At 64.0% G+C, this 25,938-nt stretch carries 25 protein-coding genes; 17 read left to right on the forward strand and 8 right to left on the reverse strand.

Annotation, left to right across the window (positions count from 1 at the left end):
- Positions 1 to 195 precede the first annotated feature (195 nt).
- A complete protein-coding gene (locus AB0I57_RS07560) occupies positions 196 to 522 on the forward strand; it encodes a putative quinol monooxygenase (RefSeq protein ID WP_358331990.1) in 327 nt (108 codons plus the stop codon).
- Positions 523 to 642: 120 nt separating this feature from the next.
- Complete coding sequence (locus AB0I57_RS07565) at positions 643 to 1,290, forward strand: nucleoside/nucleotide kinase family protein (protein ID WP_358333287.1); 648 nt, start codon at positions 643 to 645, stop codon at positions 1,288 to 1,290.
- Here AB0I57_RS07565 and AB0I57_RS07570 read toward each other — a convergent pair.
- Positions 1,268 to 2,743, reverse strand: coding sequence for an FAD-dependent monooxygenase (locus AB0I57_RS07570; protein ID WP_358331993.1), 1,476 nt, complete (start codon positions 2,741 to 2,743; stop codon positions 1,268 to 1,270). The genes AB0I57_RS07565 and AB0I57_RS07570 overlap by 23 nt on opposite strands.
- 110 nt (positions 2,744 to 2,853) lie before the next feature.
- On the opposite strand from AB0I57_RS07570, the gene AB0I57_RS07575 reads away from it, so the two are divergent.
- Together AB0I57_RS07575 and AB0I57_RS07580 are read left to right on the forward strand one after the other, a co-directional pair.
- Positions 2,854 to 3,414 carry a TetR family transcriptional regulator gene (locus tag AB0I57_RS07575; protein ID WP_358331996.1) on the forward strand — a complete coding sequence of 187 codons (561 nt, stop codon included), beginning with the start codon at positions 2,854 to 2,856 and terminating at the stop codon, positions 3,412 to 3,414.
- Between the two features lie 101 nt (positions 3,415 to 3,515).
- Positions 3,516 to 4,592 (forward strand): M48 family metallopeptidase, encoded by a 1,077-nt coding sequence (locus AB0I57_RS07580; RefSeq protein ID WP_358331999.1) that lies wholly within the window; start codon positions 3,516 to 3,518, stop codon positions 4,590 to 4,592.
- A gap of 6 nt (positions 4,593 to 4,598) precedes the next feature.
- Here the strand turns inward: AB0I57_RS07580 and AB0I57_RS07585 are convergent, their stop codons facing one another.
- Positions 4,599 to 5,183: a TetR/AcrR family transcriptional regulator gene (locus AB0I57_RS07585; protein ID WP_358332001.1), complete on the reverse strand. Its 585-nt coding sequence runs from the start codon at positions 5,181 to 5,183 to the stop codon at positions 4,599 to 4,601.
- A gap of 102 nt (positions 5,184 to 5,285) precedes the next feature.
- Between AB0I57_RS07585 and AB0I57_RS07590 the strand changes: the two genes are divergently transcribed.
- The 10 genes from AB0I57_RS07590 to AB0I57_RS07635 all read left to right on the forward strand — a co-directional run bounded on the left by AB0I57_RS07590 (position 5,286) and on the right by AB0I57_RS07635 (position 17,341).
- On the forward strand, positions 5,286 to 6,428 hold the full coding sequence (locus AB0I57_RS07590; RefSeq protein ID WP_358332003.1) for an acyl-CoA dehydrogenase family protein: 1,143 nt from the start codon (positions 5,286 to 5,288) through the stop codon (positions 6,426 to 6,428).
- 236 nt (positions 6,429 to 6,664) lie between these two features.
- Positions 6,665 to 8,296 carry a methane monooxygenase gene (locus AB0I57_RS07595; RefSeq protein WP_358332005.1) on the forward strand — a complete coding sequence of 544 codons (1,632 nt, stop codon included), beginning with the start codon at positions 6,665 to 6,667 and terminating at the stop codon, positions 8,294 to 8,296.
- Positions 8,297 to 8,382: 86 nt separating this feature from the next.
- A complete protein-coding gene (locus AB0I57_RS07600; protein WP_358332007.1) occupies positions 8,383 to 9,426 on the forward strand; it encodes a 2Fe-2S iron-sulfur cluster-binding protein in 1,044 nt (347 codons plus the stop codon).
- A 50-nt stretch (positions 9,427 to 9,476) separates the two neighbouring features.
- The gene (locus AB0I57_RS07605) at positions 9,477 to 10,583 is read left to right on the forward strand and encodes an aromatic/alkene monooxygenase hydroxylase subunit beta (RefSeq protein WP_358332010.1); all 1,107 of its coding nucleotides are present in this window, start codon (positions 9,477 to 9,479) and stop codon (positions 10,581 to 10,583) included.
- Positions 10,580 to 10,924, forward strand: coding sequence for a propane 2-monooxygenase effector subunit MimD (gene mimD / locus AB0I57_RS07610; protein ID WP_358332013.1), 345 nt, complete (start codon positions 10,580 to 10,582; stop codon positions 10,922 to 10,924). The genes AB0I57_RS07605 and mimD overlap by 4 nt, the downstream gene beginning before the upstream one ends.
- A 59-nt stretch (positions 10,925 to 10,983) precedes the next feature.
- Entirely contained in the window at positions 10,984 to 12,030 is a 1,047-nt protein-coding gene (locus AB0I57_RS07615) for an amidohydrolase family protein (RefSeq protein WP_358332016.1), read from the forward strand.
- Positions 12,027 to 12,773, forward strand: coding sequence for an iron-sulfur cluster assembly protein (locus AB0I57_RS07620; protein WP_358332019.1), 747 nt, complete (start codon positions 12,027 to 12,029; stop codon positions 12,771 to 12,773). The genes AB0I57_RS07615 and AB0I57_RS07620 overlap by 4 nt, the downstream gene beginning before the upstream one ends.
- Positions 12,770 to 13,795 (forward strand): NAD(P)-dependent alcohol dehydrogenase, encoded by a 1,026-nt coding sequence (locus tag AB0I57_RS07625; RefSeq protein ID WP_358332022.1) that lies wholly within the window; start codon positions 12,770 to 12,772, stop codon positions 13,793 to 13,795. The genes AB0I57_RS07620 and AB0I57_RS07625 overlap by 4 nt, the downstream gene beginning before the upstream one ends.
- Before the next feature lie 42 nt (positions 13,796 to 13,837).
- On the forward strand, positions 13,838 to 15,487 hold the full coding sequence (groL, locus tag AB0I57_RS07630; protein ID WP_358332024.1) for a chaperonin GroEL: 1,650 nt from the start codon (positions 13,838 to 13,840) through the stop codon (positions 15,485 to 15,487).
- A 102-nt stretch (positions 15,488 to 15,589) separates the two neighbouring features.
- The gene (locus tag AB0I57_RS07635; RefSeq protein ID WP_358332027.1) at positions 15,590 to 17,341 is read left to right on the forward strand and encodes a helix-turn-helix domain-containing protein; all 1,752 of its coding nucleotides are present in this window, start codon (positions 15,590 to 15,592) and stop codon (positions 17,339 to 17,341) included.
- A 38-nt stretch (positions 17,342 to 17,379) separates the two neighbouring features.
- On the opposite strand, the gene AB0I57_RS07640 is transcribed toward AB0I57_RS07635, so the two are convergent.
- The 6 genes from AB0I57_RS07640 to AB0I57_RS07665 all read right to left on the reverse strand — a co-directional run bounded on the left by AB0I57_RS07640 (position 17,380) and on the right by AB0I57_RS07665 (position 23,148).
- On the reverse strand, positions 17,380 to 18,735 hold the full coding sequence (locus tag AB0I57_RS07640; protein WP_358332030.1) for an MFS transporter: 1,356 nt from the start codon (positions 18,733 to 18,735) through the stop codon (positions 17,380 to 17,382).
- A 35-nt stretch (positions 18,736 to 18,770) separates the two neighbouring features.
- A complete protein-coding gene (locus AB0I57_RS07645) occupies positions 18,771 to 19,283 on the reverse strand; it encodes an RpiB/LacA/LacB family sugar-phosphate isomerase (protein WP_358332033.1) in 513 nt (170 codons plus the stop codon).
- Positions 19,280 to 20,221, reverse strand: coding sequence for a ribokinase (locus AB0I57_RS07650; RefSeq protein ID WP_358332036.1), 942 nt, complete (start codon positions 20,219 to 20,221; stop codon positions 19,280 to 19,282). The genes AB0I57_RS07645 and AB0I57_RS07650 overlap by 4 nt, the downstream gene beginning before the upstream one ends.
- Positions 20,218 to 21,240, reverse strand: a complete 1,023-nt coding sequence (locus AB0I57_RS07655) for a LacI family DNA-binding transcriptional regulator (protein WP_358332039.1) — start codon at positions 21,238 to 21,240, stop codon at positions 20,218 to 20,220. The genes AB0I57_RS07650 and AB0I57_RS07655 overlap by 4 nt, the downstream gene beginning before the upstream one ends.
- Positions 21,241 to 21,422: 182 nt before the next feature.
- Positions 21,423 to 22,214, reverse strand: a complete 792-nt coding sequence (locus AB0I57_RS07660) for a peptidylprolyl isomerase (RefSeq protein ID WP_358332042.1) — start codon at positions 22,212 to 22,214, stop codon at positions 21,423 to 21,425.
- Between the two features lie 55 nt (positions 22,215 to 22,269).
- A complete protein-coding gene (locus AB0I57_RS07665; RefSeq protein ID WP_358332044.1) occupies positions 22,270 to 23,148 on the reverse strand; it encodes a peptidylprolyl isomerase in 879 nt (292 codons plus the stop codon).
- Positions 23,149 to 23,345: 197 nt separating this feature from the next.
- Between AB0I57_RS07665 and AB0I57_RS07670 the strand changes: the two genes are divergently transcribed.
- From AB0I57_RS07670 to AB0I57_RS07680, 3 genes are read left to right on the forward strand one after another with little or no spacing between them, the layout of a single operon-like run.
- Positions 23,346 to 24,026: an MBL fold metallo-hydrolase gene (locus AB0I57_RS07670; RefSeq protein ID WP_358332046.1), complete on the forward strand. Its 681-nt coding sequence runs from the start codon at positions 23,346 to 23,348 to the stop codon at positions 24,024 to 24,026.
- 15 nt (positions 24,027 to 24,041) lie between these two features.
- On the forward strand, positions 24,042 to 25,316 hold the full coding sequence (gene hisS, locus AB0I57_RS07675; RefSeq protein WP_358332049.1) for a histidine--tRNA ligase: 1,275 nt from the start codon (positions 24,042 to 24,044) through the stop codon (positions 25,314 to 25,316).
- The gene (locus tag AB0I57_RS07680; protein WP_358332052.1) at positions 25,303 to 25,935 is read left to right on the forward strand and encodes a hypothetical protein; all 633 of its coding nucleotides are present in this window, start codon (positions 25,303 to 25,305) and stop codon (positions 25,933 to 25,935) included. The genes hisS and AB0I57_RS07680 overlap by 14 nt, the downstream gene beginning before the upstream one ends.
- Positions 25,936 to 25,938: the final 3 nt, after the last annotated feature.

The following is a 25,938-nucleotide window of genomic DNA, read 5'->3' on the forward strand; positions in this document are numbered from 1 at the left end:
TCGGCTTCGACGGTGCCTACATCGATCGAATGTGCTGCAGCGGTAGGGGTAGTACTCATGACCGCTCGTGGCCCCCGTCGTGGAAGAAGTCATGGTCGACTCCGGTGCTATCGTGGCACCAGTGTTCGGTGACCTGGCCGTGGGAGTGATCCGCCCTTCGAACATCTGCTGGCGGCCGACGAATCGAGGTTCGCGATGATTTTCATTGTGGTGAAGTTCAACGTTCTCGACAGCCATCGGGACGGCTGGCTGGACCTGACAAGAGACTTCACTGAAGCGACGAGGGCAGAACCCGGGAATCTCTGGTACGACTGGTTCCACAGCGTCGACAACCCCAACGAGTTCGTTATCGTCGAAGCATTTCGGGACGCGCAGGCCGGTAAGGATCACGTCACTTCGGAGCATTTCCGTCGGGGCATGGACGCGATGCGGCCTGCGTTACGTGAAACGCCACGGATCATCAATACCGAGGTTCCCGGAGTCGAATGGTCGCGTATGGGTGAACTCGAGGTCACCGGGTAGTCGGTCTCCATCTGGTGGCCGAGTGAGGTCGTCGACCGATTCTGTGGTCGTGTCGTCAGGATTCGCGTGTGCGAACTGTGGAGCGAGGGTGACGTGAAGCGACTACGACCCCCGAAGGGCATGGCAGGCGCTACGGTGCGGCGTGGCGGTGAACTCGACGGCCTCATCGCTCGTGCTCGGGCACTCACCGAGTCGGGGGAGCGGCGCCTTCTCGGTATCGCGGGTGCGCCCGGGTCCGGTAAAAGCACAGTGGCCCGGGAGGTCTCGGCAGCACTCGGTGGAAGTGCGGTCGTCGTTCCGATGGACGGGTTTCATCTCGCCGGGTCTGAACTGGTCCGGCTCGGCAGGGCCGGTCGCAAAGGGGCGCCGGACACCTTCGATGCTGCCGGATACGTCGCGCTGCTGCGCCGATTGCGCGAGCCGGACGGCACGACGGTGTACGCGCCGGAATTTCACCGCGAGGTCGAGGAGTCATATGCGGCGGCGATTGCCATCCCACCGCAGGTTCCTCTCGTGATCACCGAAGGCAATTACCTTCTCGTCGACGACGGACCGTGGTCGTCTGTGCGCGACTTGCTCGACGAGGTGTGGTTTCTCGCCCCAGACGAGGACGACCGTATCGCCGGGCTGGTCGAACGTCATGTGCGGCACGGAAAGACGGTCGAACAGGCCCGTGCGTGGGTGTCGGGCAGCGACCAACGGAACGCGGTGTTGGTTCTGTCCACTCGCGAACGCGCGGATATCGTCATCCGCGGGTACCCCTGGTGACCGGACCATGGTGGGCCGATTCCGACCCCGCACGGTCCGCATCGGCTGTCCACAGCCGGAGAACGTCACGCCACCCGTCCGAGGCGCTGTCGCCGACCCAGGCGATGTACCCGTCGGGGCGGACAAGTAGCGCCGGACCGTCGTCGGTGCGGGAAACCGCGCGAACGCCGTCGATAGGTGCAGCATCCTGCTCGGTAACGAGAACCGGTCTGTCCGAACGCATCACCTCGTACAAGCGCCCGCCGTTGGTGCGGAGATCAGGGGCCCGCCGACCCACCAACGCATGCTCGCCCCGCCTGCGGCCGTAGTCGAGGCCAATGCCCGAAAATCTGCGGGCGATCGCGTCTCCGGTCGGCGGAAATCGGAGCACGGCGGCGACGGCGATGTTGCGGAGCTGCCGGAGAATCCACGGGCGCACCGTCATCATCCGGATCGTGGCACCGCTCGTGCGCAGAACGAGCTTTCCGATCGGATGTCTCTCGGCGTGGTAGCTGTCGAGCAGTGATTCGTCCGCGCCATCGAGTACAGCCGCCAGTTTCCACCCGAGGTTGACCGCGTCCTGGATGCCGGTGTTCATGCCTTGCGCCCCCGCGGGCGAATGGACGTGTGCGGCGTCGCCGGCGAGGAACACTCGGCCGGTGCGGTACTGCAACACCTGTCGTTCGTCGCTGTGGAAGCGCGACGACCAGCGCACCCTGCCCAACCCGTAGTCGGTGCCCATCGCGTTTCGGATGGTGCTGCGCAACTCCTCCGGGTCGACCAGGGCGCTGTCGTCGACCTGGTGATTTCGGTTCCAGGCGATGGCGCGAAAGAGTCCGTCGCGGTAGGGGGCCAGGAATGCGAACCCGTCGCGGACGGCGTTGACGGCTAGCACGCTCTCGGGCGGATTCGCCAACTCGACGTCGGCGAGCATGATGGACCGCAACACGGCCTTACCCGGAAATGGTTGCCCGATCAGTGCGCGCACGGAGCTGTGCGCACCGTCCGTCCCAACCGCGTAGGTCGCGTGGAAGGTGTGCTCCTGCCCTGTTGTGTCGAGCCCGCGGACATGCACGCCGTCCTCGTCCTGTTCGACGGAGATCACGGTGATTCCGCGGATGATGTCGGCGCCGCACTTTCGTGCGTGCTCTTCGAGGAGACGGTCCACGTTCTCCTGAGGTGTGACAAGAACGAACGGGAACCGGGACGCGAGTCTGCCGAGGTTCAACGTCGCCCCTCGCCACAGCTTCAGTCCCGGCAAGGGGGCGCCGGTGGCCACGAGCTGATCCGCGAGTCCGCGTGTGTCCAGGGTTTCCAAGGTGCGGGCGTGGACTCCGAAGGCTCGGCTGAGCTGTGACGGTCCCGGACGTTTGTCCAGCACGGTTACCGATCGGCCTGCTGACGCCACCTCGCTGGCGAGCATCGTTCCGGTGGGTCCTGCTCCGATCACCACAACGTCGACGTGCCGTCCCATGACCTCCTCCTGTCGATCGCCGCCGCCGGTACATCCGGTCAACAACTGTTGACTTCAAAGGTAGTCCTGTCGGCATGTCCTAGTCAACACTTGTTGACTACACTTGTGTGATGCCCGCACGACGCCCCCGTTCCGCTGCCGCCACCCGCGCCGCCATCCTCGACGCCGCTCGCGTTCGATTCGGCGCCGAGGGCTACGAGCGCACGACACTGCGCGCCGTAGCGTCGGATGTTGGGGTCGATCCGGCGATGGTGATTCGCTACTTCACCAACAAGCAATCGCTCTTTGCCGAGGCGGCCGAATTCGAACTGGACCTACCCGACCTCCGCGGCGTCGCGATGAAGGACCTCGCCGCTGTGCTGATGCCGCGGTTCATCGCCGTGTGGGAGAAGGACGGCACGTTCCTACCCCTGCTCCGAGCGTCGGCGACCAGCCCGCAGGCCGCGGAGGCGATGGTGCGGGTGTTCGCCGGCCAGGTGGTGCCGGCGCTCTGCGTTGTTGCAGTCGATCGAGCGCAAGAGCGTGCCGCCCTGGTGGGGTCACAGATACTCGGACTTGCGTTCTCTCGCTATGTTCTTCGCGTTCCGCCGTTGGCGGAGATGGCGCCCGAGCAGTTGGCGCGGTGGATCGGCCCGGTGCTCGAGCACTACCTCACCGGCGATCCGGGGTAACGCTCGGCGATTGCGAGGCGCGAACGTGGATACAGTGGTCGAAGACGGGATCGGACAGTTCCCCTGGCGAACTTCGCCAGGGTCGAGGCGAGGGAGGCGTCGTGCCCGAAGCACCTGACCGCACCAGGACAGTGTTTCCGGAGATCAGCTCGCGCGCGTGGGAGCATCCGGCCGACCGGGCCGCTCTGGTCACCCTGCGCACGTTGAAGGGGTTCGACACCGTCTTCCGCTCCCTGTCCGGGCTGTTGCGCGAGCGCCAGCATCGGCTGATGTACCTGGCGACGTCGGTTCGGGTCGACAGTAGCCAATTCGCCGATCTCGACGATCTGCGCGCGGACTGCGTCCGAATCCTCGACGCCGACGAGACGCCGGAGATGTTCGTGCTGCAGACACCGGTGGTGCAGGCGTTCACGATCGGCATGGACAAGCCGTTCATCGCGGTCACCACCGGTCTGCTCGACGTCATGAACTACGAGGAGCAACGGTTCGTCATAGGCCACGAACTCGGGCACGCACTCTCCGGGCATGCGGTGTATCGGACCATTCTGATGCATTTGATGCGTCTGGCCGGGACGATTGGCTGGATGCCGGTCGGCGGGTGGGCCTTGCGCGCAATCATCGCTGCGCTGATGGAATGGCAACGGAAGTCCGAACTCTCAGGCGACCGAGCCGGCCTGCTGTGCTGCCAGGATGTGCACACCGCGCTTCGCGTACAGATGAAACTGGCCGGCGGCAGCCGCGTCGGTGAGATCGACACGGAATCGTTCCTCGCTCAGGCGGCAGAGTACGAGGCCAGCGGCGACCTACGGGACGGCGTCCTCAAACTCCTCAACATCGAACTGCTCGCGCACCCGTTCTCGGTGCTGCGGGCGGCGGAGCTGAAGAAGTGGGTCGACAGCGGCGCCTACGCGGCGATCCTTCGTGGCGACTACCCGCGCCGTGGCGAGGACGACGACGCCAATGTTGCCGACGAGTTCCGCACGGCCGCCCGGACGTACAGGAAGAATTTCGACGCCTCGACCGATCCGCTGATCCGGCTCCTGCGCGAGGTGGGCGGCGGCTTGGGTGGAGCAGTCGAGGCGGTTGGCACCGGTGTCGGGGACGTCGCCTCAGATATCAGGGATCGGTTCATACGCCGACGCCGGAACCCCGGAGACCGGGACGGAGCCGACGAGTAGATCCCATCAGGCGCGAATCCCTGCGGTGAGGATGGTAGCCAGTTCCCGATAGGCGGCGGCGGCGTCGAGTCCGGTGGCCTCCCGCACTCCCCGTCGCTGGATCCGCGCCATCATCGTGGCCACGAGATCCGCGGCGAAAGCCGCGTGGACCCTCCGGAAATCGCCATCGGCGACGCCATCGTCGATCAATTTCCGTACTCGCCCGGCCGCGATCTTCGTGTTCTGCTCGTACACCTCGCGGGCGGGTGGAAAGGCATCGAGGTCGGCCATGAATTGGTCGGATGCAGGGGCCAGGGCGGAAGAGACCGCCGACAGATACTCGATGATCCGCTCGTGGGCACCGGTGGTTGCCGCTACGCGCGTTTCGACGTCCTCGGTGGCGCCACGGAAGAAGTGCACAGTGGCCGTGCGGACGAGTTGTTCCTTGCTGCGCGCCAACGCATACAGCGTCGATTTCGAGCACCGGAGCCGAGACGCGATGGCATCGAGTGTCAGATGCGCGAACCCCTCGGACAGGAACAAATCGACCAAGGCGTCGAAGAGTTCGGTGCGTCGGCGGGTAGCGAATCCAGGTCTGCTCGGCTCCTCCATATACACGAACAGTACTGACGTGCTTCTTGCAGTACCATCCCACGCAGTACTCTGAACCGTACTTCAGTACCATCTCTTGCAGATCTTCCCGAGGAGAACCCCGTGGCCGTCGATCGCCTACTGCCCACCGACGAAGCCCGTGACCTGATCCAGCTCACGCGTGACGTCGCCGAGAAGATCCTCACGCCGATCGTCGACGAACACGAGAAGTCCGAGACCTATCCCGCCGGTGTCTTCGCCACTCTCGGAGAGGCCGGGCTGCTGAGCCTGCCCTACCCGGAGGAATGGGGCGGCGGTGGACAACCGTACGAGGTCTACCTTCAGGTGCTCGAGGAACTCGCAGCGAGGTGGGCAGCGGTGGCCGTGGCGGTGAGCGTGCACAGCCTTGCCTGTCACCCTCTGATGGTGTTCGGCACCGACGAGCAGAAACAGCGGTGGTTGCCGGACATGCTCGGCGGCAACACCATCGGCGCCTACAGCCTCTCCGAGCCGCAAGCCGGTTCGGATGCCGCAGCGCTGGCGTGCAGGGCCACGCCGACTGACGGCGGATATGTCGTGAACGGCACCAAGGCGTGGATCACCCACGGGGGTATCGCTGACTTCTACAACCTGTTCGCGCGCACTGGCGAGGGTTCGAGGGGCATCTCCTGCTTCCTCGTGCCCAAGGAGACGAAGGGGCTGACCTTCGGCAAGCCCGAGGAGAAGATGGGCCTGCACGCCGTCCCCACCACCTCCGCGCACTACGACGACGCGTTCGTCCCAGCCGAGCGGCGCATCGGCGCCGAGGGGCAGGGCCTACAGATCGCCTTCAGCGCACTCGACTCCGGGCGCCTCGGTATCGCCGCGGTCGCTGTCGGCCTGGCGCAGGCCGCCCTCGACGAGGCGGTTGCCTATGCGCGGGAGCGGGCCGCGTTCGGGAAGAGAATCATCGACCATCAGGGCCTTGGCTTCCTGCTCGCCGACATGGCCGCCGCGGTCGATTCGGCACGTGCGACCTATCTCGACGCCGCGCGTCGACGCGATGCCGGTCTGCCATACTCCCGCAACGCATCCGTGGCGAAGTTGGTGGCCACCGACGCCGCGATGAAGGTCACCACCGATGCCGTCCAGGTCCTCGGCGGCTACGGATACACCCGCGACTTCCGAGTCGAGCGGTACATGCGCGAAGCGAAGATCACCCAGATCTTCGAAGGCACCAACCAGATTCAGCGGTTGGTCATAAGCCGCGCCCTCGCCGCGGACTGACCGGAAGCCACGCGTTCGCTACGTCCCAGCTGAGCCGCAACAGCGGTCTCGATTTCGGCCGAGGACGTTCGGCTTGCCGACGGTTGCTGTGGAACCGTCGTCGTCGGCGGCGATCTCCGCGACGGTGCGCGCGGAGGTGCAGACTGTCCGTCTCAGACTGAGACGGTTGTGGCCTCGATCACTCGATCTAATCGAGTTACAGGATGCCCGCCACAGTCGGATCAAGGAGGCCCACGTTGAGTAGACAGAGTCTGACGAAGGCCCACGCAAAGATCACCGAGCTGTCCTGGGAGCCGACGTTCGCGACCCCAGCGACCCGGTTCGGGACCGACTACACATTCGAGAAGGCCCCGAAGAAGGACCCCCTCAAGCAGATCATGCGGTCCTACTTTCCCATGGAGGAGGAGAAGGACAACAGGGTGTACGGCGCCATGGACGGGGCGATCCGCGGAAACATGTTCCGGCAGGTCCAACAGCGTTGGCTGGAATGGCAGAAGCTCTTCCTGTCGATCATCCCGTTCCCGGAGATCTCGGCGGCCAGGGCGATGCCGATGGCCATCGATGCGGTGCCCAACCCGGAGATCCACAATGGGCTCGCGGTTCAAATGATCGACGAGGTTCGGCACTCGACGATCCAAATGAATCTCAAGAAGCTCTACATGAACAACTACATCGACCCCGCCGGGTTCGACATGACGGAGAAGGCGTTCGCAAACAACTACGCGGGCACCATCGGCAGGCAGTTCGGCGAGGGATTCATCACCGGGGACGCGATCACGGCCGCCAACATCTACCTGACCGTGGTTGCGGAGACAGCCTTCACGAACACCCTGTTCGTGGCGATGCCCGACGAGGCGGCGGCCAACGGTGACTATCTGCTGCCCACCGTCTTCCACTCGGTGCAGTCCGATGAGTCGCGGCACATCTCCAACGGCTACTCGATCCTGCTAATGGCGCTCGCCGATGAACGGAATCGTCCGCTCCTCGAGCGCGATCTTCGGTACGCCTGGTGGAACAACCACTGTGTTGTGGATGCTGCGATCGGCACCTTCATCGAGTACGGCACCAAGGACCGCCGCAAGGACCGCGAGAGCTACGCCGAGATGTGGAGGAGGTGGATCTACGACGACTACTACCGCAGCTACTTGATCCCACTTGAAAAATACGGCCTGACCATCCCGCACGACCTGGTCGAGGAGGCGTGGAAGCGCATTGTCGACCAGGGCTACGTGCATGAGGTGGCCCGGTTCTTTGCCACCGGTTGGCCCGTCAACTACTGGCGGATCGATGCGATGACCGACAAGGACTTCGAGTGGTTCGAGTACAAGTACCCCGGTTGGTACTCCAAGTTCGGCAAGTGGTGGGAGGCATACAACCGCCTGGCCTACCCGGGGCGAAACAAGCCCATTGCCTTCGAGGAGGTCGGGTACCAGTACCCGCACCGCTGCTGGACCTGCATGGTGCCGGCACTGATCCGTGACGACATGGTCGTGGAGAAGGTGGACGACCAGTGGCGGACCTACTGCTCGGAGCCCTGCTACTGGACCGATGCGGTCGCCTTCCGCGGCGAGTACCGGGGTAGACAGACTCCGAACATGGGTCGGCTCACAGGCTTTCGTGAATGGGAAACCCTGCACCACGACAAGGACCTCGCCGACATCGTGAAGGACCTCGGGTACGTGCGAGACGACGGAAAGACCCTCGTCGGGCAGCCGCATCTCGACCTGGACGACCCGAAGAAGCTGTGGACCCTCGACGATGTGCGAGGAAACACGTTCCAGAGTCCGAACGTGCTTTTGAACGAGATGTCCGACGCCGAACGCGAGGCCCACGTAGCGGCGTATCGGGCAGGCGCCACACCGAGGTGACACAGGACGCGGGGGTGGCACCGGGTAGCACTCGGTGCCACTCGCCGCTTCCAGCGCAATCCGCGCCCGAGTACAGGAGCTGCTCCGTGGCCGACATTCACCGAATCAGTTTCGAGCCCGTTGACATCGAGATGGAGGTCGGGGAGGACGAGAGTGTCCTCGACGCCGCCTTCCGGCAGGGCATTCGGCTGATGCACGGCTGCCGCGAGGGACAGTGCTCGTCCTGCAAGTCTTACGTCCTCGACGGTGACGTCGAAATGGAGAACTACTCGACCTTTGCGTGCAACGACGCCGAAGTCGAGGAGGGGTACGTACTTCTGTGCCGCTCGACTGCGTACAGCGACTGCACCATCGAGCTGCTGAACTTCGACGAGGACGAACTCCTCAGCGGTGTCCCCATCCAGGATGTTCACACCCGTGTGGTCGCGATCGAACCGATGACCAGGGACATCGTCTCGCTCCGCCTTCGCCCCGTCGAACCCGCGGCGTTCGACTTCAAACCAGGCCAATACGCCGACCTGCAGATCCCGGGCACCGAGGAGCACCGTTCCTTCTCCATGGCGACGACACCGTCGACGGCCGGCGAGGTGGAGTTCCTCATCAAGAAGTATCCCGGCGGAAAGTTCTCCGGACTGCTCGACGGAGGTATCGCGGATGGTGACGAGATCTTCCTGACAGGCCCCTACGGGACGTTCACGCTCAAGCAGGGTCACGTACTCCCCGTGGTCTGTATCGGAGGCGGGGCGGGGATGGCCCCCATTCTCTCGCTGCTCCGGCACATGAGTGAGACCGGCAACGAACGGCCGGTGCACTTCTACTACGGAGCGCGCACCCCGGCCGACCTGTTCTATCTCGACGAGATCCTCGAACTCGGCAAGAAGTTGACGGACTTCACGTTCGTGGTCTGCCTGTCCGAGTCGATGGAACCTGCGCCTCCGGACCAGATCACCGTCGAGGAAGGCAACGTCACAGATGTCGTGAGTCGCCGGGAACCGGCTCTCGGAAAGGTCGAGGTCTACCTGTGCGGGCCACCACCGATGGTGGACGCCGCGCTCGCACTGCTCGAGGCTGGGGGCACCCCGAAAGACCAGGTCTTCTACGACAAGTTCACGAGCCCGGCGTTCGAGTAGCCGCCGCGGTACCGACAGTCCTACTCCACCGACAGGAACCGAGAAGAGACATGACCGCCACCACCGGGAGCAAGAATCGCAGCTTCCCCACAATCGAATTCACCGACTCCGAGGCCGGCGCGCTCGACTTCCCGAGTTCGAAGAGCCGAAGCTACAGCTACTACACGCCGGCCAAGCGGCGGGCCACGATGTACGAAGACGTGACCGTCGACGTCCAGCCCGACCCCGAGCGCTACCTGACGCAGGGCTGGCTCTACGGATTCGGCGACGGACCGGGCGGATACCCGCAGGAGTGGACGGTCGCGAAATCGTCGAACTGGCACGCCTTCCTCGATCCGAACGAGGAATGGGAGCAGACCATCTACCGCAACAACTCCGCCGTGGTGCACCAGGTGGAGCTGTGCTTGAGCAACGCCAAGCGCGCACGGGCCTACGACGGATGGAACTCGATGTGGCTGAAGTTCGTCGAGCGCAATCTGGGCGCGTGGATGCACGCCGAAAGCGGCCTGGCGCTACACGTGTTCATCGCGATTCAACGCTCGGCGCCGACGAACATGATCAATAACGCCGTCTCGGTCAACGCTGCCCACAAGCTGCGCTTCGCGCAGGATCTGGCGTTGTACAACCTGGACTTGTCCGAGGCTGTCGACGGCTTCGACGGTCTCGCGCACAAGCAGGCCTGGCAGGCGGCACCCGAATGGCAGCCCACCCGTCGGGTCGTCGAACAGCTCACCGCGGTACCGGACTGGTGCGAGTTGCTGTTCGCCACCAACATCGTCTTCGAACAATTGGTTGGGTCGCTGCTGCGCACGGAACTGGTGATGCAGATCGCCGCTCGCAACGGCGACTACATCACGCCGACGATCGTGGGTACGGGGGAGCACGACTACGACCGCGACCTCGCATACACGCGGAACCTCTTCTCGATGCTGATTCGGGATCCCGAGCACGGCGAGTCCAACAAGGCTCTGTTCGGGACATGGCTGTCGACCTGGGTGCCGCGCTGCCTCGACGCGGCGCGCGCTCTTCAACCGATCTGGTCGCAGCCGGTCGACAAGGTAATCACCTTCGCATCGAGTCTCGATGCAGCTTCCGTGAAGTTCCGCTTCCTGCTCGACGATCTCGGGCTGGACATCCCAGAGGAGTTGGACGTATGAGCATGCACTTCGGCTCGGACACCGAGTCATCCAACATGTGTGGGGTCACCTTGATGAACACTCCGATCGGCCGCGCCGTCGCGGAAGTCATGGGCGCCAAGGATGGGGTCGAGCTGACCGAGTACCCCTCGATGATTCGCGTCGACGGCGAACGCCTGCTCGACTTCGACTACGAGGAGATGGCCGAGGCGTTGGGTGAGGAGTTCGACGGCTCCACGTTCGAGGAGATCAGCTCAACCCACTACGGACGAATGGTCCACCTCGACGACAAGACCATCATCTTCGCAAACCCCGAGGACGCCGCCGAGTACATCGGTTTCGATCTCGCCGCGCAATCGTAACGGAGATCAGCTTTCCCCCAACCAATTCGACGCGATCGAAGAAATCGGAGCATGGCACCATGTACGAGAAGAACGGCGAGAGGTACTTCGTCGTGGACGGGCACATCGCGCTGTGGGACGCCCGAGAGTCGAATCACAGGAACGTGCACGGCAAGCAGTTCATCGACTGCTTCTACGACTACCACGAGAATCTCAGCCCCGAAGACGTCGTGTGGGACTACGACACCTACACCTACTACGGCGGCGATCGCCTGCTCCGGGACGTATTCGTCGAGGGGTATGTCGATCACGCGATCTTCCAGCCAGTGCTTCTGAAGGACTTCTACGTCAACGGGTTCGGGCAGACCGAGGAGGCGTTGGCGCTGACGCGCAGTCACCCCGACAAGCTGACGTACAACCATTCCTACGACCCTCGTTACGAGGAGGCGGGCCTTCAGCAGCTACGCGAGGACGCCACCAGGATGAACTTGCAGGGCGTCAAGCTGTATACCGCCGAGTGGCACGGCGACTCCCGCGGCTACAAGCTCGACGACCCGTGGTCCCGGCGGTACCTCGAGGAGTGCATCGAGCTGGGAATCCGAAACATTCACGTACACAAAGGCCCCACCATCCGGCCCCTGGATCGCGACGCCTTCGATGTGGCGGATATCGACATTGTCGCCACCGACTACCTGGATCTGCGTTTCATCGTCGAACACGTCGGCCTGCCACGGTTGGAGGACTTCTGCTGGATCGCCACCCAGGAATCGAACGTATACGGCGGATTGGCGGTGGCCATGCCGTTCATCCACAACCGCCCAAGATATTTCGCGCAGATCATGGGCGAGCTGCTCTATTGGATCGGTGAAGACAAGATCCTCTTCGGCAGCGACTACGCGCTGTGGACCCCGAAGTGGCTGATCGAGAAGTTCGTCGACTTCCAGATCCCCGACGACCTGCTCACCGACTATTCCCAGATCACCGTCGAGCAGAAGAAGAAGATCCTCGGGCTCAACGCCGCTGCCCTCTACGACATCGAGGTGCCCTCCGGGCTGGGACTGACCGAGTCGACTCGACAGGATGGTGCCGAGGTCACCGCGAGGGCGAGGGAAGCCGCGCCGTCATGACCGCATCCGCCCTCTGTGTCCAGGACGAGATCCTCAGCGCACTCGCGAGGGTGACCGATCCAGAGCTCGACGAACCTATTACCGAACTCGGTTTCGTCCGTACCATCACTCTCGCCGACGACGGGGTGACCGTGCACCTGCGGTTGCCGACCGCGTTCTGCTCACCGAACTTCGCCTACCTCATGGCATCCGACGCTCTGGACGCCCTGCGGGCAGTACAGGGAATCGGGCAGGTGCAAGTGCTGCTGGACGATCACCACGACAGCGACAAGATCAACGTCGGGTTGGCCGCCGACGCGGGATATCTCGGAACCTTCGGCCAGGAAGCTCAGGAGAGTCTGACAGAGCTCCGGAATACATTCCTGCGCAAGGCACATGCCGCAGCGATGGAGCGCTGTATCGCAGCACACCTCGAGCGCACGGGTATGGATGTCGAAGAGATCCACACCCTGACACTCGGCGACCTTCTACCCGGCAAGGACAGGGACGCGTTGCTGCGTCGGCGCACCGCCATCGGTCTGAGCAGTTGTCCGAACAGTCGTGTGCTCGTCGACGACGAAGGGCAACCGGTTCCAAGTGAGTCGGCGCCCATACGCCTGCGTTTCGCAAGGTCCGTGCGTATCTCGATGGAAGGCAACGCGCACTTCTGCCGAGGGCTGCTCGCCACCCGCTACGCCGACAGTGATCTTGTCGGTACAAGCCCGCGAATTACCGATGTCAGAACCGACAGGAGCGATCGATGAAGGCCGTGCAGGTGGTGGGATATCACACGAAGTTGCAGCTCGCCGACATTCCCGAGCCTCGGATAGAGGGGCCGTTGGATGTCATCGTGCGGATCGGTGGCGCGGGTGTGTGTCGTACCGATATCCATATTCTCGAGGGGCAGTGGAAGGACAAGAGTGGGGTCGCGCTGCCTTACACGATCGGTCACGAGAACGCGGGGTGGGTGCACGCGGTCGGTGATGCAGTCACCAACGTCGGGGTGGGGGACAGGGTGATCCTGCACCCACTGCTCACCTGCGGTCTGTGCCGTGCCTGCCGGGCGGGTGATGACGTGCATTGCCAGAACAGCCAGTTCCCGGGTATCGACACCGACGGCGGCTATGCCGAGTTCCTGCGTACGACTGCTCGCAGTGTGGTCCGGATCGATGATGGGCTCGAGCCCGCCGATGTTGCCGCGCTTGCCGATGCCGGCCTGACCGCCTACCACGCGGCGGTGAAGGTAGCGAGGACGACCAGGCCCGGCGACGTGTGCGTGGTGATCGGTGCTGGTGGGCTCGGACATATCGGAATTCAGGTGCTCGAGGCGATTTCCGCGGTGACGGTGATCGTGCTCGATCGCAATCCCGACGCTGTCGATCTTGCCGTGAGTGTGGGTGCCGACCGAGGGATCGTCGCGGACGGTACCCACATACAGCAAGTGCTGGATTTGACCGGTGGGCGCGGGGCGGAGGCAGTGCTCGATTTCGTCGGAGAGGGGGGCGCGACCCGGGAAGGGATCGCGATGCTGCGTCGTGCGGGTAGCTATTACGTGGTCGGGTATGGGGAGAACATCGACGTCCCCACGATCGATGTGGTGTCCACCGAGATCAATTTCATCGGGAATCTGGTCGGCTCGTACAACGATTTGCAGGAACTCATGTCCCTTGCCTCACAGGGCAAGGTGAACCTGCATACGACGAAGTATCGACTCGAGGAGTTCCAGCGGGCTCTCGACGACCTCGGCGCTGGACGTGTACGCGGCCGGGCAATCCTCGTGCCCTAGAACGCGTCCGGCTCGAAAAACAGCACGAAAGGAACTTCAGACATGGCCAAGGAGTTGCGGTACGACAAGGACGCGCGGTCTCGTCTCGAGCAAGGTGTCAACGCCCTCGCTGATGCGGTAAAGGTGACCATTGGGCCGAAGGGACGCAACGCGGTGCTGGAAAAGCTCACGGGGCCGCCCACCATCACCAATGACGGGGTCACCATCGCGCGGGAAATCCAGCTGCGCGAGCCGTTCGCGAACATGGGTGCCCAACTCGTCAAGGAAGCGGCGATGAAGACCAATGGTGTCGTAGGTGACGGCACCACCACCGCGATCGTGCTGACTCAGGCGATGGTGCGTGAGGGACTGCGCGCCGTCGAAGCCGGCGCCAACCCGATGCGCTTGCGTCGCGGTATCGAACAGACCGTTCCGGTCGTGGTCGAGGGCCTACGCGGACAATCGGTACGGGTGGGTGACCTGGGTGACCTCCAACGAATCGCGAGCTTGGCAGCCAGTGATGACGACGCGATCGGCGAGACCATCGCCCATGCGGTGGACTACGTCGGCAAGTCCGGAATCGTCACTACCGAAGAAAGCGACACCCTCGGGATGTCCGTCGACATCGTCGACGGTATCGAGTTCGATCACGGCTACATCTCCGGCTACATGGTCACCGACCTCGAGCGGATGGAGGCCGTTCACGAGAACCCACTGATTCTGTTGACCAACAAGAAGGTCACCAAGGTGCAGGACATCATGCCCAGCATCGAGGCAGCCAAGCGCGCCGACAGGCCACTGGTAGTGCTGGCGGAAGACGTCGACGGTCCTGCTCTGCAACTCTTGGTCGGCGGAAACATGCACCAGACGATGCAATCCGTGGTCGTGCGCGCACCCGGCTTCGGTCACCGCCGGGTCGCCGAATTGCAGGACCTCGCGGTCGCGTTGGGTGGGCACGTCATCGCCAAGGACACCGGTATCGAGTTGTCGGAGGTGACGCTCGAACATCTGGGTTCGTGTAACCGCATCACCGTGACCGAGAACGAGACGACAATCGTCGGCGGGCACGGCGACCAGAGTCTGGTCGACGCTCGAATTTCCCAGCTCCAGGCGCAACTCGAGCGGGCGAGGATCGAAACCGACCGGGACAGCCTCGAGTTGCGCATCGCCCGGCTGACCGGCCGGGTTGCCGTCATCCGCGTCGGCGGCGCGACCAGCGTGGAGCTCAGGGAGCGGATGCTTCGAGTGCAGGACGCCTTGGCTGCCACACGGGCGGCACTCGAGGAAGGCATCTTGCCCGGCGGTGGCAGCGCTCTGACCCAGGCTCACCGCGCACTGGCTGGGCTCGATCTCCCGGGGGACGAGGGGATCGGGTGTGACATCGTCCGGCGTGCCCTGGCCGAGCCGCTGCGCTGGATCGCGATCAACGCCGGATTCGATGGCGACGAGGTCGTCGAAACCGTCGCACAGTTGCCTCTCGGGCATGGCTTCAACGCGCTCACCGGCGAGTACGGTGACATGTTCCGTGATGGAGTGATCGACCCGTTCAAAGTCACCCGCGCCGCTTTCGTGAGTGCCGCATCGATCGCGGCACTGCTCATTACCACCGAGACCGCGATCGTGGAGGAGATCATGGGCAATCCCGGTGCCATCGTGGCACCCGGGTTCGGCGACCTGGCCGAGGGCATGATCCGCCCGTCGAACATCTACTGACCGTCCCCAGCACCCACGTCGGGCGCACGCCGTCATGTATCAGGACCAGACCTGACTCACAGGTTTCGGCGTACCCTCGAGGCGACAACGAAGGATCGGCTCATGGCGACCACAGACGCGCGGCGGGCACGGGAACGGTTCTTGACCGAACAGGATCTCGACACCTCTGTACGCGAAAGTATCTCGACGTCCTGGAAACGATCGAAGGCGCTCAACGTGCGGTTCGATCGTCTCGATCTCCCCTTCGTGCGCGAACCGGACCCCGGCAGCCCTCTCATGGCGGCGGCCGCACCCGTGCTCGAGCAACTGGCCGACGGGCTGGCCGATGAACCTGTCAGCGTCATCCTGACGGGTCCAGACGGAGTAGTGCTCACGAGAATTGTCGCCAGCAGAAAGCTCAACCAGGCGCTCGACGTCGTCAATCTCGCGCCGGGCTACAGCTACTCCGAGGAATTCGTCGGAACGAACGGAATCGGCACAGCATTGGAAACGCGTGAACCGACACTGGTGACCGGGGCCGAGCACTACTCCGAATGTCTCGGGCATTTGGCGTGCGCAGGCGTCCCCATTCTGCACCCGGTATCGGGCACCCTCGTCGGTGTGCTCGACCTCACCGGATGGGTAGATGATGGAGGTCCGCTTCTCGCCACGCTCGCGAGATCCGCCACGAAACAGATCGAGGGGCGACTACTCGCGCAGGCCAGCGCGGCGCAGACCGATCTGTTGAACGCATACCTGCGAGCGTGCCGGCGGTCACCACAATCCGGAATCCTCGCCCTCGGCGACGACGTCGTCCTGATCAACCGGCGACTCCGGGGGACCCTGGACGCCATGGACCAGGCCGCGCTTGTCGAACTGGGCCTCGACTCCATGGGCCGCACCGTCGACCACAGTTCGGTCGCCGTTCTTCCCAGCGGGCAGATGATCCGCCTGTCGCATTCGGACGATTGTCCCGACGGAACGCGAAGGGAGATGGCGCTACTGCAGGTACACCTCGTCGACACCGAAGCTTCGGCGATTCACGCTGGGGGAGTGAGCGCGGGTGCATTGCCTGGACTCGCCGGCACCAGCTCGTCGTGGCGCCGCAGTTGCGAGCAAATCGTGCGCTGCGTACGGGAAGGGCAGTGGGTCGCGGTCTCGGGCGAGCGAGGATCCGGCCGCGGCCACGCGCTGAAAGCAGCAGCAACGCAACATCAGTCCAGCATCACTCGCGTGTTCACGCCGGAAGATTTCGAAACCGGAGCAGACGGCCTGGAAGCGCTCGCTCGAGAGCTGGAACAAGAGAGGTTTCAGATAATCCTCCGTGATGTCGACTGTCTCGGCGAGGCCCAGCAAGCTGCTATCGCGGAATTGATCCGGGGTCGTGAGCACGCCGGATGGATCGGTGCCACCGTCGGCAGTGTTGGCGAGGACACGGTGGCCAGTTCTCCGATCCTGCCGCTCTTCGGGCGCACCGTGCCCGTTCCAGCGCTGCGTCACCGGATCGAGGATCTCCGCGCCCTGGTTCCGCTCCTGCTCCGTCAGCTCAGCCGCGGCTCCGAGGTGACGATATCTTCGCAGGCGATGCGGCAACTGTGTAAGTACAGTTGGCCCGGCAACGTCGAACAGTTGCGAGCGGTTCTTCGGACAGTGGTGCAACGGCAACGTTCCGGAACTATCGAGGCCAATCAGATTCCGCCGGTGTGCCGAGCGCTGAGCCGGCGCACACTCACTCGGATCGAGGCTCTCGAACGAGACGCCATCGTTCGCAGTCTCGAAGAGAACCAAGGCAACAAGAAGGCAGCCGCCGAAGCCCTGGGAATCTCGCGAGCCACGATCTACCGAAGAATCAGGGAATTCGGCATAGACCTCTGACTCCGGCGTCCGGCTCGGTTGCTGTATGCCGCCGCCTGCTATTGCCGAGTTTCGGATTGCAGTGCAGTACTCGACTTTCCGGCGATGATGGCGTTGACTTCTGCCTTTTCCTTGGGACCCCAGGTTTCACGGGTGTTCAGCGCGCCGAGGAGTCCTATGACGCCCACGAGGACATACAGGGCGGCTCCGCCCGCCCACCCGAAAATGGATGCCAGGAGGACGGCCAGGAAGGGTGCGAATCCAGAGATCGAGGCTGCGACCTGGTACCCGATGGACGCGCCGGAGGTTCTCGTGTTCGTCCTGAACAGCTCCGCGAACCAGGCACCTTGGGTGCCGGTAAACGTCGCGTGGATTATGCCGATGCCGATGACGAATACGAGGACGATCACGAAGGCGTTTCCCGAGTTGCTGAGAAGGAACATCGGGAAGCCGAATACGATGACGGCGATCGTGCCGGCGAGATACATTCTGCGCCTGCCGATGTGGTCGGTCAGGGCTCCAGCCAGCAAGGTTACGGGTACGGCAATGAGGCTCGCGATCACGATGCCAGTGAGGCCGACCGTGTGCTCGTGGCCGGTGTTCTGGGTGATGTAGGAGAGCAGGAAGGTCGCAGTGACGTAGTAGGCGCAGCTTTCGACGACGCGCAGCGAGATCACTCGCAGGATGTTCTGCCAGTCGTTCCGAATGACTGTCGTCAGTGGGTTGTCGACGATCGCGCCTGCTTCCTTGGTGTCTTCGAATTCGGGAGATTCCTCTAGCTTCATCCGTACCACGAGGCCGACGACGATCAGCACCGCGCTGGCGAGGAAGGGTAGCCGCCACGCCCAGTCGGTCTGAAGGGAGGCCGAGAGGAGGAAGGCGGCGTTGGCCAAGGTGATGCCGAGCGGGTTTCCCGCTTGTGGGATCGCGGTGAAACGGCCGCGCTTCTTCCACGGCGCGTGTTCGAAGGTCATCATGACGGCGCCGCCCCACTCTGCGCCGAATGCCAGGCCCTGGATCATCCGGATGGTGACCAGGAGTATGGGAGCGAGGATTCCGACGGTCTCGTAGGTGGGGAGGAATCCGATCAGGACGGTGGCGATACCCATGGTCAGCAGGGCGCCGACAAGCACGGGCTTGCGGCCGTATTTGTCACCGAGGTATCCGCCGATTGCTCCGCCGAGAGGCCTCATGACGAAGCCGACGGCAAGCGTGGCAAAGGACAGCAGGGTGCCGACCAAGGGGTCCGTACTGGGAAAGAAGACATCGCCGAAGTAGAGGGCTGCGGCCGTTCCGTAAGCCACGAAGTCGTAGTTCTCCACACACGTTCCGGCGGCCGAAGCCATCGCCGTCTTGATCTTGGTCGGCGACCCGTGGGCAGCCTGTCGCTGCAGATCGGTGACTTCGGGGGCCATGCTCGAATCTCTCCCTAGATATTTCTGTGCGGTCCTCAGCGCGCCGCCGGGGGACCCGGTAGGTGGTGCTGGTCCGTTCCGATCTCGCCCGAGAGTTCCCGAGCCCCTTCGAGTTCCATTTCCCGCAGCTTCTGAACTCGTCTGATCGTGTCTTCGTCGTTGTCGAATTTCGCTTCGAGGAAGGATTGGAGGACCTCCCTGACCGTGGCCTGGCCGACGAGCCATGCGCCCAATGCGAGGGCATTCGCGTCATCGTGTTCGACGCTCTGATGCGCTGAGTAGACGTCGTGGCCCAGTGCGCAGCGGATGCCCGGGATCTTGTTGGCGGCCATGACGGCCCCGACTCCGGTTCCGCAAACGAGAATTGCACGATCCGCCTCGCCCGACTTCACGAGTTCGCAGGTGGCCCGGGTGACGTCGGGGAAGTCGACGGGTGTCTCACTGGGTGCTCCGCGGTCTGTGACCTCATGGCCGAGTTCTTCGAGAACTGTGCGGACGAACGCTTTGAGCGGGAAGCCGGCGTGGTCGTTGCCGAGTGCGATCTTCATGGACATCCTTGGGGCGGAAGGGGAGACGGGGAATCGAACGCTTGGAGAACCTCTCCACGGTGCGGAATCGACTCCATGGCGCCGCTGCGGGCGACGGTCAGTGCCGAGGCTCGGGTGGCGAGTTCCATCGCCGCGACCAGATCTCCGCGATCGGCCAGGAGGGACGCGGCCAGATAGCCGACGAACGTATCGCCGGCGCCGGTGGTGTCCTCGGCAATCACCGCATGGGCCGGCACATGGACGAGGTCGCCGTCGACTACCGCAAAGGACCCTTCGGCCCCGGCGGTGAACACGATCGCGGGACCGAGCACTGGCGGCAGTGAGCGCACGAGATCTCGATGGTCGGTTGCACGCACCCCGGCCGTTTCGGCCAGGAGCGAGATTTCCTGCTCGTTGACGATCAGCAGATCGACGTCGTCGAAGAGGTTCTCGATTTCGTGGGGTGCCGGGGCCGCGTTCATGACGACGTACAGCCCACGGGACTTCGCGCGGCGGGCAGCGTGCCGGACCAGTGGGGCTGGGATCTCGAGCTGCAAGACGAGGATGTCTCCCTCTCGGCCTTCGGGGATATCCATGTCTTCGGTTGTCAGGCTGGAGTTCGCGCCGGGACTGACGAGGATCTGATTCTGCCCCTCGTCATCGACCGCGATGACCGCTGTCCCTGTGGGGACTGCATCTACGATCCTTGTGTGCCGGCAGTCGACGCCGGCATCGGACAGGAACTCGAGTATCCGGTGTCCATGGGCGTCGTCCCCAACCGCTCCGGTGAACGCCACGGCCGCTCCGGCGCGGGCTGCGGCGACGGCCTGATTTCCGCCCTTGCCGCCGGGCCCGTAAACCGCGTCCGACCCGCGGACGGTCTCTCCCGGCCCTGGTAGGGAGCGGACGCGGATGGTTTGGTCGATGTTGAGGCTTCCGACCACGAAAACAGTGCTCACGAGACCTGCCTTCTCGGTGGTGTACCCGTCGATGCGCGCACGATCAGTTCGCTGGGGAGAACAACTGATTCGGGTCGACGCCCGTCGATGACGTCGAGGAGTAGTTGAACGGCCGTGCGGCCCATGACTTCCACGTCATGGGCGATGACCGTCAGTGGCGCGTCGAGCAAGGGAAACCACTCGAGGTCGTCGAACGCGATCAGTGCCATGTCGGAGCCGATGCGGATGCCCTCGCGAGTCAAGGTGGACAGGGCTCCCACTGCCATGGGGCTGTCGGCGGCCAGCACGGCTGTCGGCCGCTGGGGGAGGGCCAGCAAGTGTCGTGCGCCCGCCGCACCGCTGGCTGGTTGAAAGTCCCCGATGAATGTCAGTGCGGGATCCTCGCTGAGCCCGAAGTCGTGTGCCGCCTGGGCGAAGGATCGGAGTCGCTCGCGCCCGGTGGAAGTGGTCTCGGGTCCGGCGATGTATCCGACACGTGAATGGCCCTGCCGTGCGAGATGCTCCACCGCCTGTCGGATACCGGAGTCGCTGTTGGTCGTCACGCTCGGCACATCGATGCCGTCCACTGTCCGGTCGACGAATACGGTGGGTATACCTCTTTCCAGCACGGCCCTCAGGCTGGGACTTCCATCGCCCTGTGGTGCGGCGATGACCCCGGCTACACGCTGGGAGATGAAGGTGTCGAGATACCGGTCCTGCTGCTCGATGCTCTCGTTCGCGTTCCCCAACAACGTGACCAGCCCCTTGCTCAGTGCCGCCTGTTCAGCAGCATGTGCGAGGTTGGCGAAGAATGGGTTGCGGACATCGGAGACCAACAGTCCGACGACGTTCGTCCTGGTCGATCGCAATGCACGGGCTTGAGCATTCGGGTGATAGCCCAACTTCGATGCGGCCGCTATCACCTTTGCCATGGCCTCTGACGACGTCGCGGGGTTGCCCGACAGCACCCGCGAGGCAGTCGCCGGTGAGACACCGGCCAACGCCGCCACGTCCTTGATAGTGATGACCGGACCAGTCAAGTCTTCTCCCTAGGGCCGTGGAATCGATTCCATGGAATCGATTCCACGCAGTATGTGACAGGTACCGGCAATGCGTCAACGGTCAACCGGGAGGCGACTTGGCCAGGCAAGGCGTCGAGAGACTCCCGGTGCGTCGCTCAGTGCGTCGCACCGGGTGACTCGATGGGCCAGGTGTGGTTCGGTCAGCTGACCACTGCGGTCTCGATTTCGACCGGGATGTTCGGCGCTCCTCCACCCGCAGGCATGGAGCCGTCGTCGCCGGCGGCGGCGATGTCCTCGACGGTGACGAGGCCGTCGTCGTCGATCGAACCGAAGATGGTGTAGCTGGGCGGCAGAACCGAATCGGCGTAGACCAGGAAGAACTGGCTACCGTTGCTGCCGGGGATGCCGCTGTTCGCCATTGCCACGGCTCCGCGCGGGTAGATCACCGGCTGCGACAGTTGCGGATCGCCCGGCGCGAACGCGGTCTCGGGGTATTCGGTGTCGAAGCCGTAGCCAGGTCCGCCGGTTCCGGTCCCCGTGGGGTCTCCGCACTGCAGCACCTTCAGGCCCTCGGAGGTCACGAGCCGGTGGCAGGGTGTGTCATCGAAGTAACCCTGCTGGGCCAGGCTGACGAAGCTGTTGACCGTGCAGGGGGCCTCGGTGCGGTCGAGGTAGAGGCCGATCGGCCCGGCGCTGGTCGTGAGATTGACAGAGACGTTGCCCTCTGTGGGCACGCCCGTGGTCGGCGGTGGTGTTACGTCCCTGGCTGCAGGCCGCCCCTCCGCGTACGTGCAGTCCACTGTGGCCGCAGCGGGTGCCGGGACGGGTGGCAGAGGACCGAACTGGGACAGATCCAGCGACGGCGCCGCAGCGCTGGTCTCGGCCGCTTCGGGTGTAGTCGTCGGCGGACTTCCGGATTCGGACGAACCGGAGCAGCCGGCGAGAACGACCGCGAGGCTCACGCCCGCGACGAGGATTGGGGTGCGTTTCATTTGTCCATCCTCACACGGGTCCATCCACACATCGTTCGGCCCTCACACCGTGCCGTCAGTCCATGAGGACGGACGTGATGTCGATCGGAAGGTTGGGCGCTCCTCCTCCTGCAGCCATCGATCCGTCGTCACCGGCCGCTGCCACCTTCTCGATGGTCTCCAGACCGGTCTCGTCGATGGTCCCGAAGATCGTGTACTGCGGGGGTAGCTGGGAATCGCCGTAGACGAGGAAGAATTGGCTGCCGTTGCTGTCGGGCAGACCGCTGTTGGCCATCGCGATCGTGCCCCGCGGGTAGGTGACCGGTATCTGCAGCGCCGGGTCTCCCTGGGCGTACTGGTCGGTGGGGAACTCGTTGGCGAAGCCGTAGCCCGGCCCGCCTGTTCCGGTCCCGGTGGGGTCTCCGCACTGCAGCACCTTCAGGCCCTCGGACGTCACCAGCCGGTGGCACGGGGTGTTGTCGAAGTATCCCTGGCTCGCCAGGGACAAGAAATTGTTGACCGTACACGGCGAATCCGCGTTGTCGAGGGTGAGACCGATGTTGCCCTGCGTCGTCTCCATGCTCACGCTGACCGTGCGCACCGTCGTGTCGATGTCGTCGGTACGAGGAGGATCCACCGGCCGCGCAGGCTCCTGGCCGTCCGGGGTGTAGGTGCACGAGACCAGCTGGGGAAGTGGCTCGGCCCGGCCCGAGGGCATCACGCCGGGCGCCTGTTCGGAAGCCGTGACCGACTCGGCGGCTGACGCCTCGCTGGATTCCTCGTTGTCTCTGGTCAGCGTTACCACCACCGCAACCGCACCGACCAAGAGCACGACCCCCACTGCCGAAGCGGCGATGGTCAGCTGCTTGCGCTTGCGCGCCCGGGCGGCTCGGCGTTCGAGTTGGCGCTCGAGCTTTCTCTTGGCTGCTTCCCGGCGTTGCTCGTTGCTCGGCACTGAGGTGGTCCTCCCGTATCTGTCTGTCTGCCAGTCGGTCGATACTGCGGTAGGTCGGTGTGATCTACCTCCTCGCGTACGACCCTCAAATTCTGCCATCCGAACCTGAGATCATCGCCTCGGGGCGACGGCTTAGTCTGTAACAACTGCAATGATGCTGTAACACAGCAATGATTACTCGAACAGGAGCGGCGCGCGTGCTCGTCACAGGATTTCCGGCCGGGATGTTCCAGACCAACTGCTACATCCTCGCGCAGGATGATGCCCGCGAATGCGTCGTCGTGGACCCAGGGCAGGATGCTGCCGAACCGCTGTTCGAGTTTCTGGCCAAGTCGACACTCACCCCGACGGCGGTTCTGTTGACCCACGGTCACCTCGACCACGTCTGGAACGCCTACGACGTCTGCGAGAAGTTCGGAATTCCCGCCTACATCCACCCCGAGGACCGGTACATGCTGTCCGATCCGGGCCGTGGCATTGGCCCCACGATGCAGCCGTTCATCGCGGGCTTGGATTTCATCGAACCGAAAGAGGTGATCGAACTGGCGGATGGTGACTCGATCGAGCGGGCAGGCATATCGTTCGCCGTCGATCACACACCCGGCCACACCCAGGGGTCGGTGGTATTCCGGACTCGTGTGGAAGGTGAGAATGGGCCTCTCGACATTGCCCTAACCGGCGACACCTTGTTTCAGGGGTCGATCGGTCGGAGCGACCTGCCGGGCGGCAATCACGAGCAGTTGTTGCAATCGATCGCGGACAAACTCCTGATCCTCGGTGACGAAACGGCGGTCCTGCCCGGACACGGCGGATCGAGTTCCATCGGCGCCGAACGCAAGTCCAACCCGTTTCTCGCTGGACTCTCGGGATCGAAATAGGGAAAGGTGGCGACAGTGAGCAAATCCAGCACCTTCTCCGCACCGAAGGGCGTTCCCGACTACGTCCCGCCGCAGTCTTCCGAGTTCGTCGCGGTCCGTGACGAACTCCTGCGCGCCGCGCGATTGGCCGGGTACGGGCACATCGAACTGCCGATTTTCGAGGACACAGCTCTGTTCGCGCGCGGCGTCGGCGAGTCCACCGACGTCGTCAGCAAGGAGATGTACACCTTCGCGGACCGCGGCGACCGGTCGGTGACGCTACGGCCCGAGGGCACGGCGGGGGTGATGCGTGCGGTGATCGAGCACGGACTCGACCGTGGGCAGTTGCCGGTGAAACTGAGCTACGCGGGTCCGTTCTTCCGCTACGAGCGACCGCAGGCGGGCCGCTACCGTCAGCTGCAGCAGGTCGGGGTCGAGGCGATCGGGGTCGACGACCCTGCCCTCGATGCCGAGGTCATCGCCGTCGCCGACGCGGGATTCAGGGCGCTCGGCCTCGAGGGATTCCGGTTGGAGATCACCTCGCTAGGTGACGACACGTGCCGACCGCAGTATCGGGAACGGTTGCAGGAGTTCTTGTTCGGACTTCCGCTGGACGAGCAGACACGTCGGCGGGCCGAGATCAATCCGCTCCGCGTGCTCGACGACAAACGCGAGGAGCTACGCCAGATGACGGCGGACGCGCCCTTGATGCTCGATCACCTCTCGTCCACCGCGAAGGCGCACTTCGACCAGGTGCTCGCGCACCTCGACGCGCTGGGCGTGCCCTACGTGATCAACCCGCGAATGGTGCGCGGATTGGACTACTACACGAAGACCACGTTCGAGTTCGTCCATGACGGTCTCGGGGCCCAGTCGGGTATCGGCGGGGGCGGACGCTACGACGGCCTGATGGCGGAGCTCGGCGGTCAACCGTTGTCCGGCATCGGTTTCGGAATCGGCGTCGACCGCACGGTGCTCGCGTTGGCAGCCGAAGGTAAGACGGCGGGTTCGACCGCCCGCTGCGAGGTCTTCGGGGTGCCGCTGGGCGACGAAGCTAAAGCACGACTGGTGGTGATCGCCCAGCAGTTGCGCGCCCAAGGAATTCGTGTCGACCTCGCCTATGGGAACCGCGGAGTCAAGGGTGCGATGAAGGCCGCCGACAAGTCCGGTGCCGCGCTGGCTCTCGTGCTCGGTGACCGCGACATCGCAGAAGGCACGGTGGGAATCAAGAAACTCGCCACGGGGGATCAAGAGTCGGTGTCCCTGGAGAACGTTGTCGTACGTGTCGGAGAGATCCTTGGCACCGGATGACGACCCACCGGTGTCACTCGATCTCGTTCCGATCGAGCTGATCGCACCTCGGCTGAAGCGGGTCGCGATGATCGCAGTCCTGATCGGTGTTCTGATCGGGGTGGCGGTCGGGCTCTTCACCTCGCTCTGGGTCGGGGTGTTGGTGGGAGCGGTGATCGCGGTTCCGACCGCCGTTCCGGCACTCATCTCACTGCGGCGTCGAATCACTCTGCAGCAGGGGAGAATCCGTTCGACGGGCGGGATTCGAAGTCGCCAGGTCAATGCGACGAGGGCGGTGGGGGCCGAAATCGTGATCCGGTCAGCTCGGGTCAGTGAGGTCAGCGTCCGGATCACCGACCCGAACGACAGCCTCACGATCCCGCTCGCCCTCTACACGAGCAACGGGGGACGCGAACTCGAAGTGCTCGGGCTTCGTCGATTGGCAGACGCCTTGGAGACCGGCGAACTGGTCCCAGCGGCCGCGATTGCGTCGGTGCTCATCGAGCAGCTGCGGGCCGAGGCGCGTGGTGCCCCACTGCCCGAGAGGCCCCTGTTCCGGGCGGTGGAACTGGTGCGCTCGGAAGGCCGCGTACCCACTACCACGCTCACCGATCACGAGGTTGCCTCCCTCGTCGACTGAGCG

Source organism: Rhodococcus sp. NPDC049939 (assembly GCF_040656415.1).
Taxonomy (GTDB): domain Bacteria; phylum Actinomycetota; class Actinomycetes; order Mycobacteriales; family Mycobacteriaceae; genus Rhodococcus_F.

Excerpts from the sequence above, each read along its gene's own strand:
- AB0I57_RS07560 (WP_358331990.1), top strand. The coding sequence starts at position 196 with ATGATTTTCATTGTGGTGAAGTTCAACGTTCTCGACAGCCATCGGGAC.
- AB0I57_RS07565 (WP_358333287.1), top strand. The coding sequence starts at position 643 with ATGGCAGGCGCTACGGTGCGGCGTGGCGGTGAACTCGACGGCCTCATC.
- AB0I57_RS07570 (WP_358331993.1), bottom strand. The coding sequence starts at position 2,743 with ATGGGACGGCACGTCGACGTTGTGGTGATCGGAGCAGGACCCACCGGA.
- AB0I57_RS07575 (WP_358331996.1), top strand. The coding sequence starts at position 2,854 with ATGCCCGCACGACGCCCCCGTTCCGCTGCCGCCACCCGCGCCGCCATC.
- AB0I57_RS07585 (WP_358332001.1), bottom strand. The coding sequence starts at position 5,183 with ATGGAGGAGCCGAGCAGACCTGGATTCGCTACCCGCCGACGCACCGAA.
- AB0I57_RS07605 (WP_358332010.1), top strand. The coding sequence starts at position 9,477 with ATGACCGCCACCACCGGGAGCAAGAATCGCAGCTTCCCCACAATCGAA.
- mimD (WP_358332013.1), top strand. The coding sequence starts at position 10,580 with ATGAGCATGCACTTCGGCTCGGACACCGAGTCATCCAACATGTGTGGG.
- AB0I57_RS07615 (WP_358332016.1), top strand. The coding sequence starts at position 10,984 with ATGTACGAGAAGAACGGCGAGAGGTACTTCGTCGTGGACGGGCACATC.
- AB0I57_RS07620 (WP_358332019.1), top strand. The coding sequence starts at position 12,027 with ATGACCGCATCCGCCCTCTGTGTCCAGGACGAGATCCTCAGCGCACTC.
- AB0I57_RS07625 (WP_358332022.1), top strand. The coding sequence starts at position 12,770 with ATGAAGGCCGTGCAGGTGGTGGGATATCACACGAAGTTGCAGCTCGCC.
- groL (WP_358332024.1), top strand. The coding sequence starts at position 13,838 with ATGGCCAAGGAGTTGCGGTACGACAAGGACGCGCGGTCTCGTCTCGAG.
- AB0I57_RS07635 (WP_358332027.1), top strand. The coding sequence starts at position 15,590 with ATGGCGACCACAGACGCGCGGCGGGCACGGGAACGGTTCTTGACCGAA.
- AB0I57_RS07640 (WP_358332030.1), bottom strand. The coding sequence starts at position 18,735 with ATGGCCCCCGAAGTCACCGATCTGCAGCGACAGGCTGCCCACGGGTCG.
- AB0I57_RS07645 (WP_358332033.1), bottom strand. The coding sequence starts at position 19,283 with ATGAAGATCGCACTCGGCAACGACCACGCCGGCTTCCCGCTCAAAGCG.
- AB0I57_RS07660 (WP_358332042.1), bottom strand. The coding sequence starts at position 22,214 with ATGAAACGCACCCCAATCCTCGTCGCGGGCGTGAGCCTCGCGGTCGTT.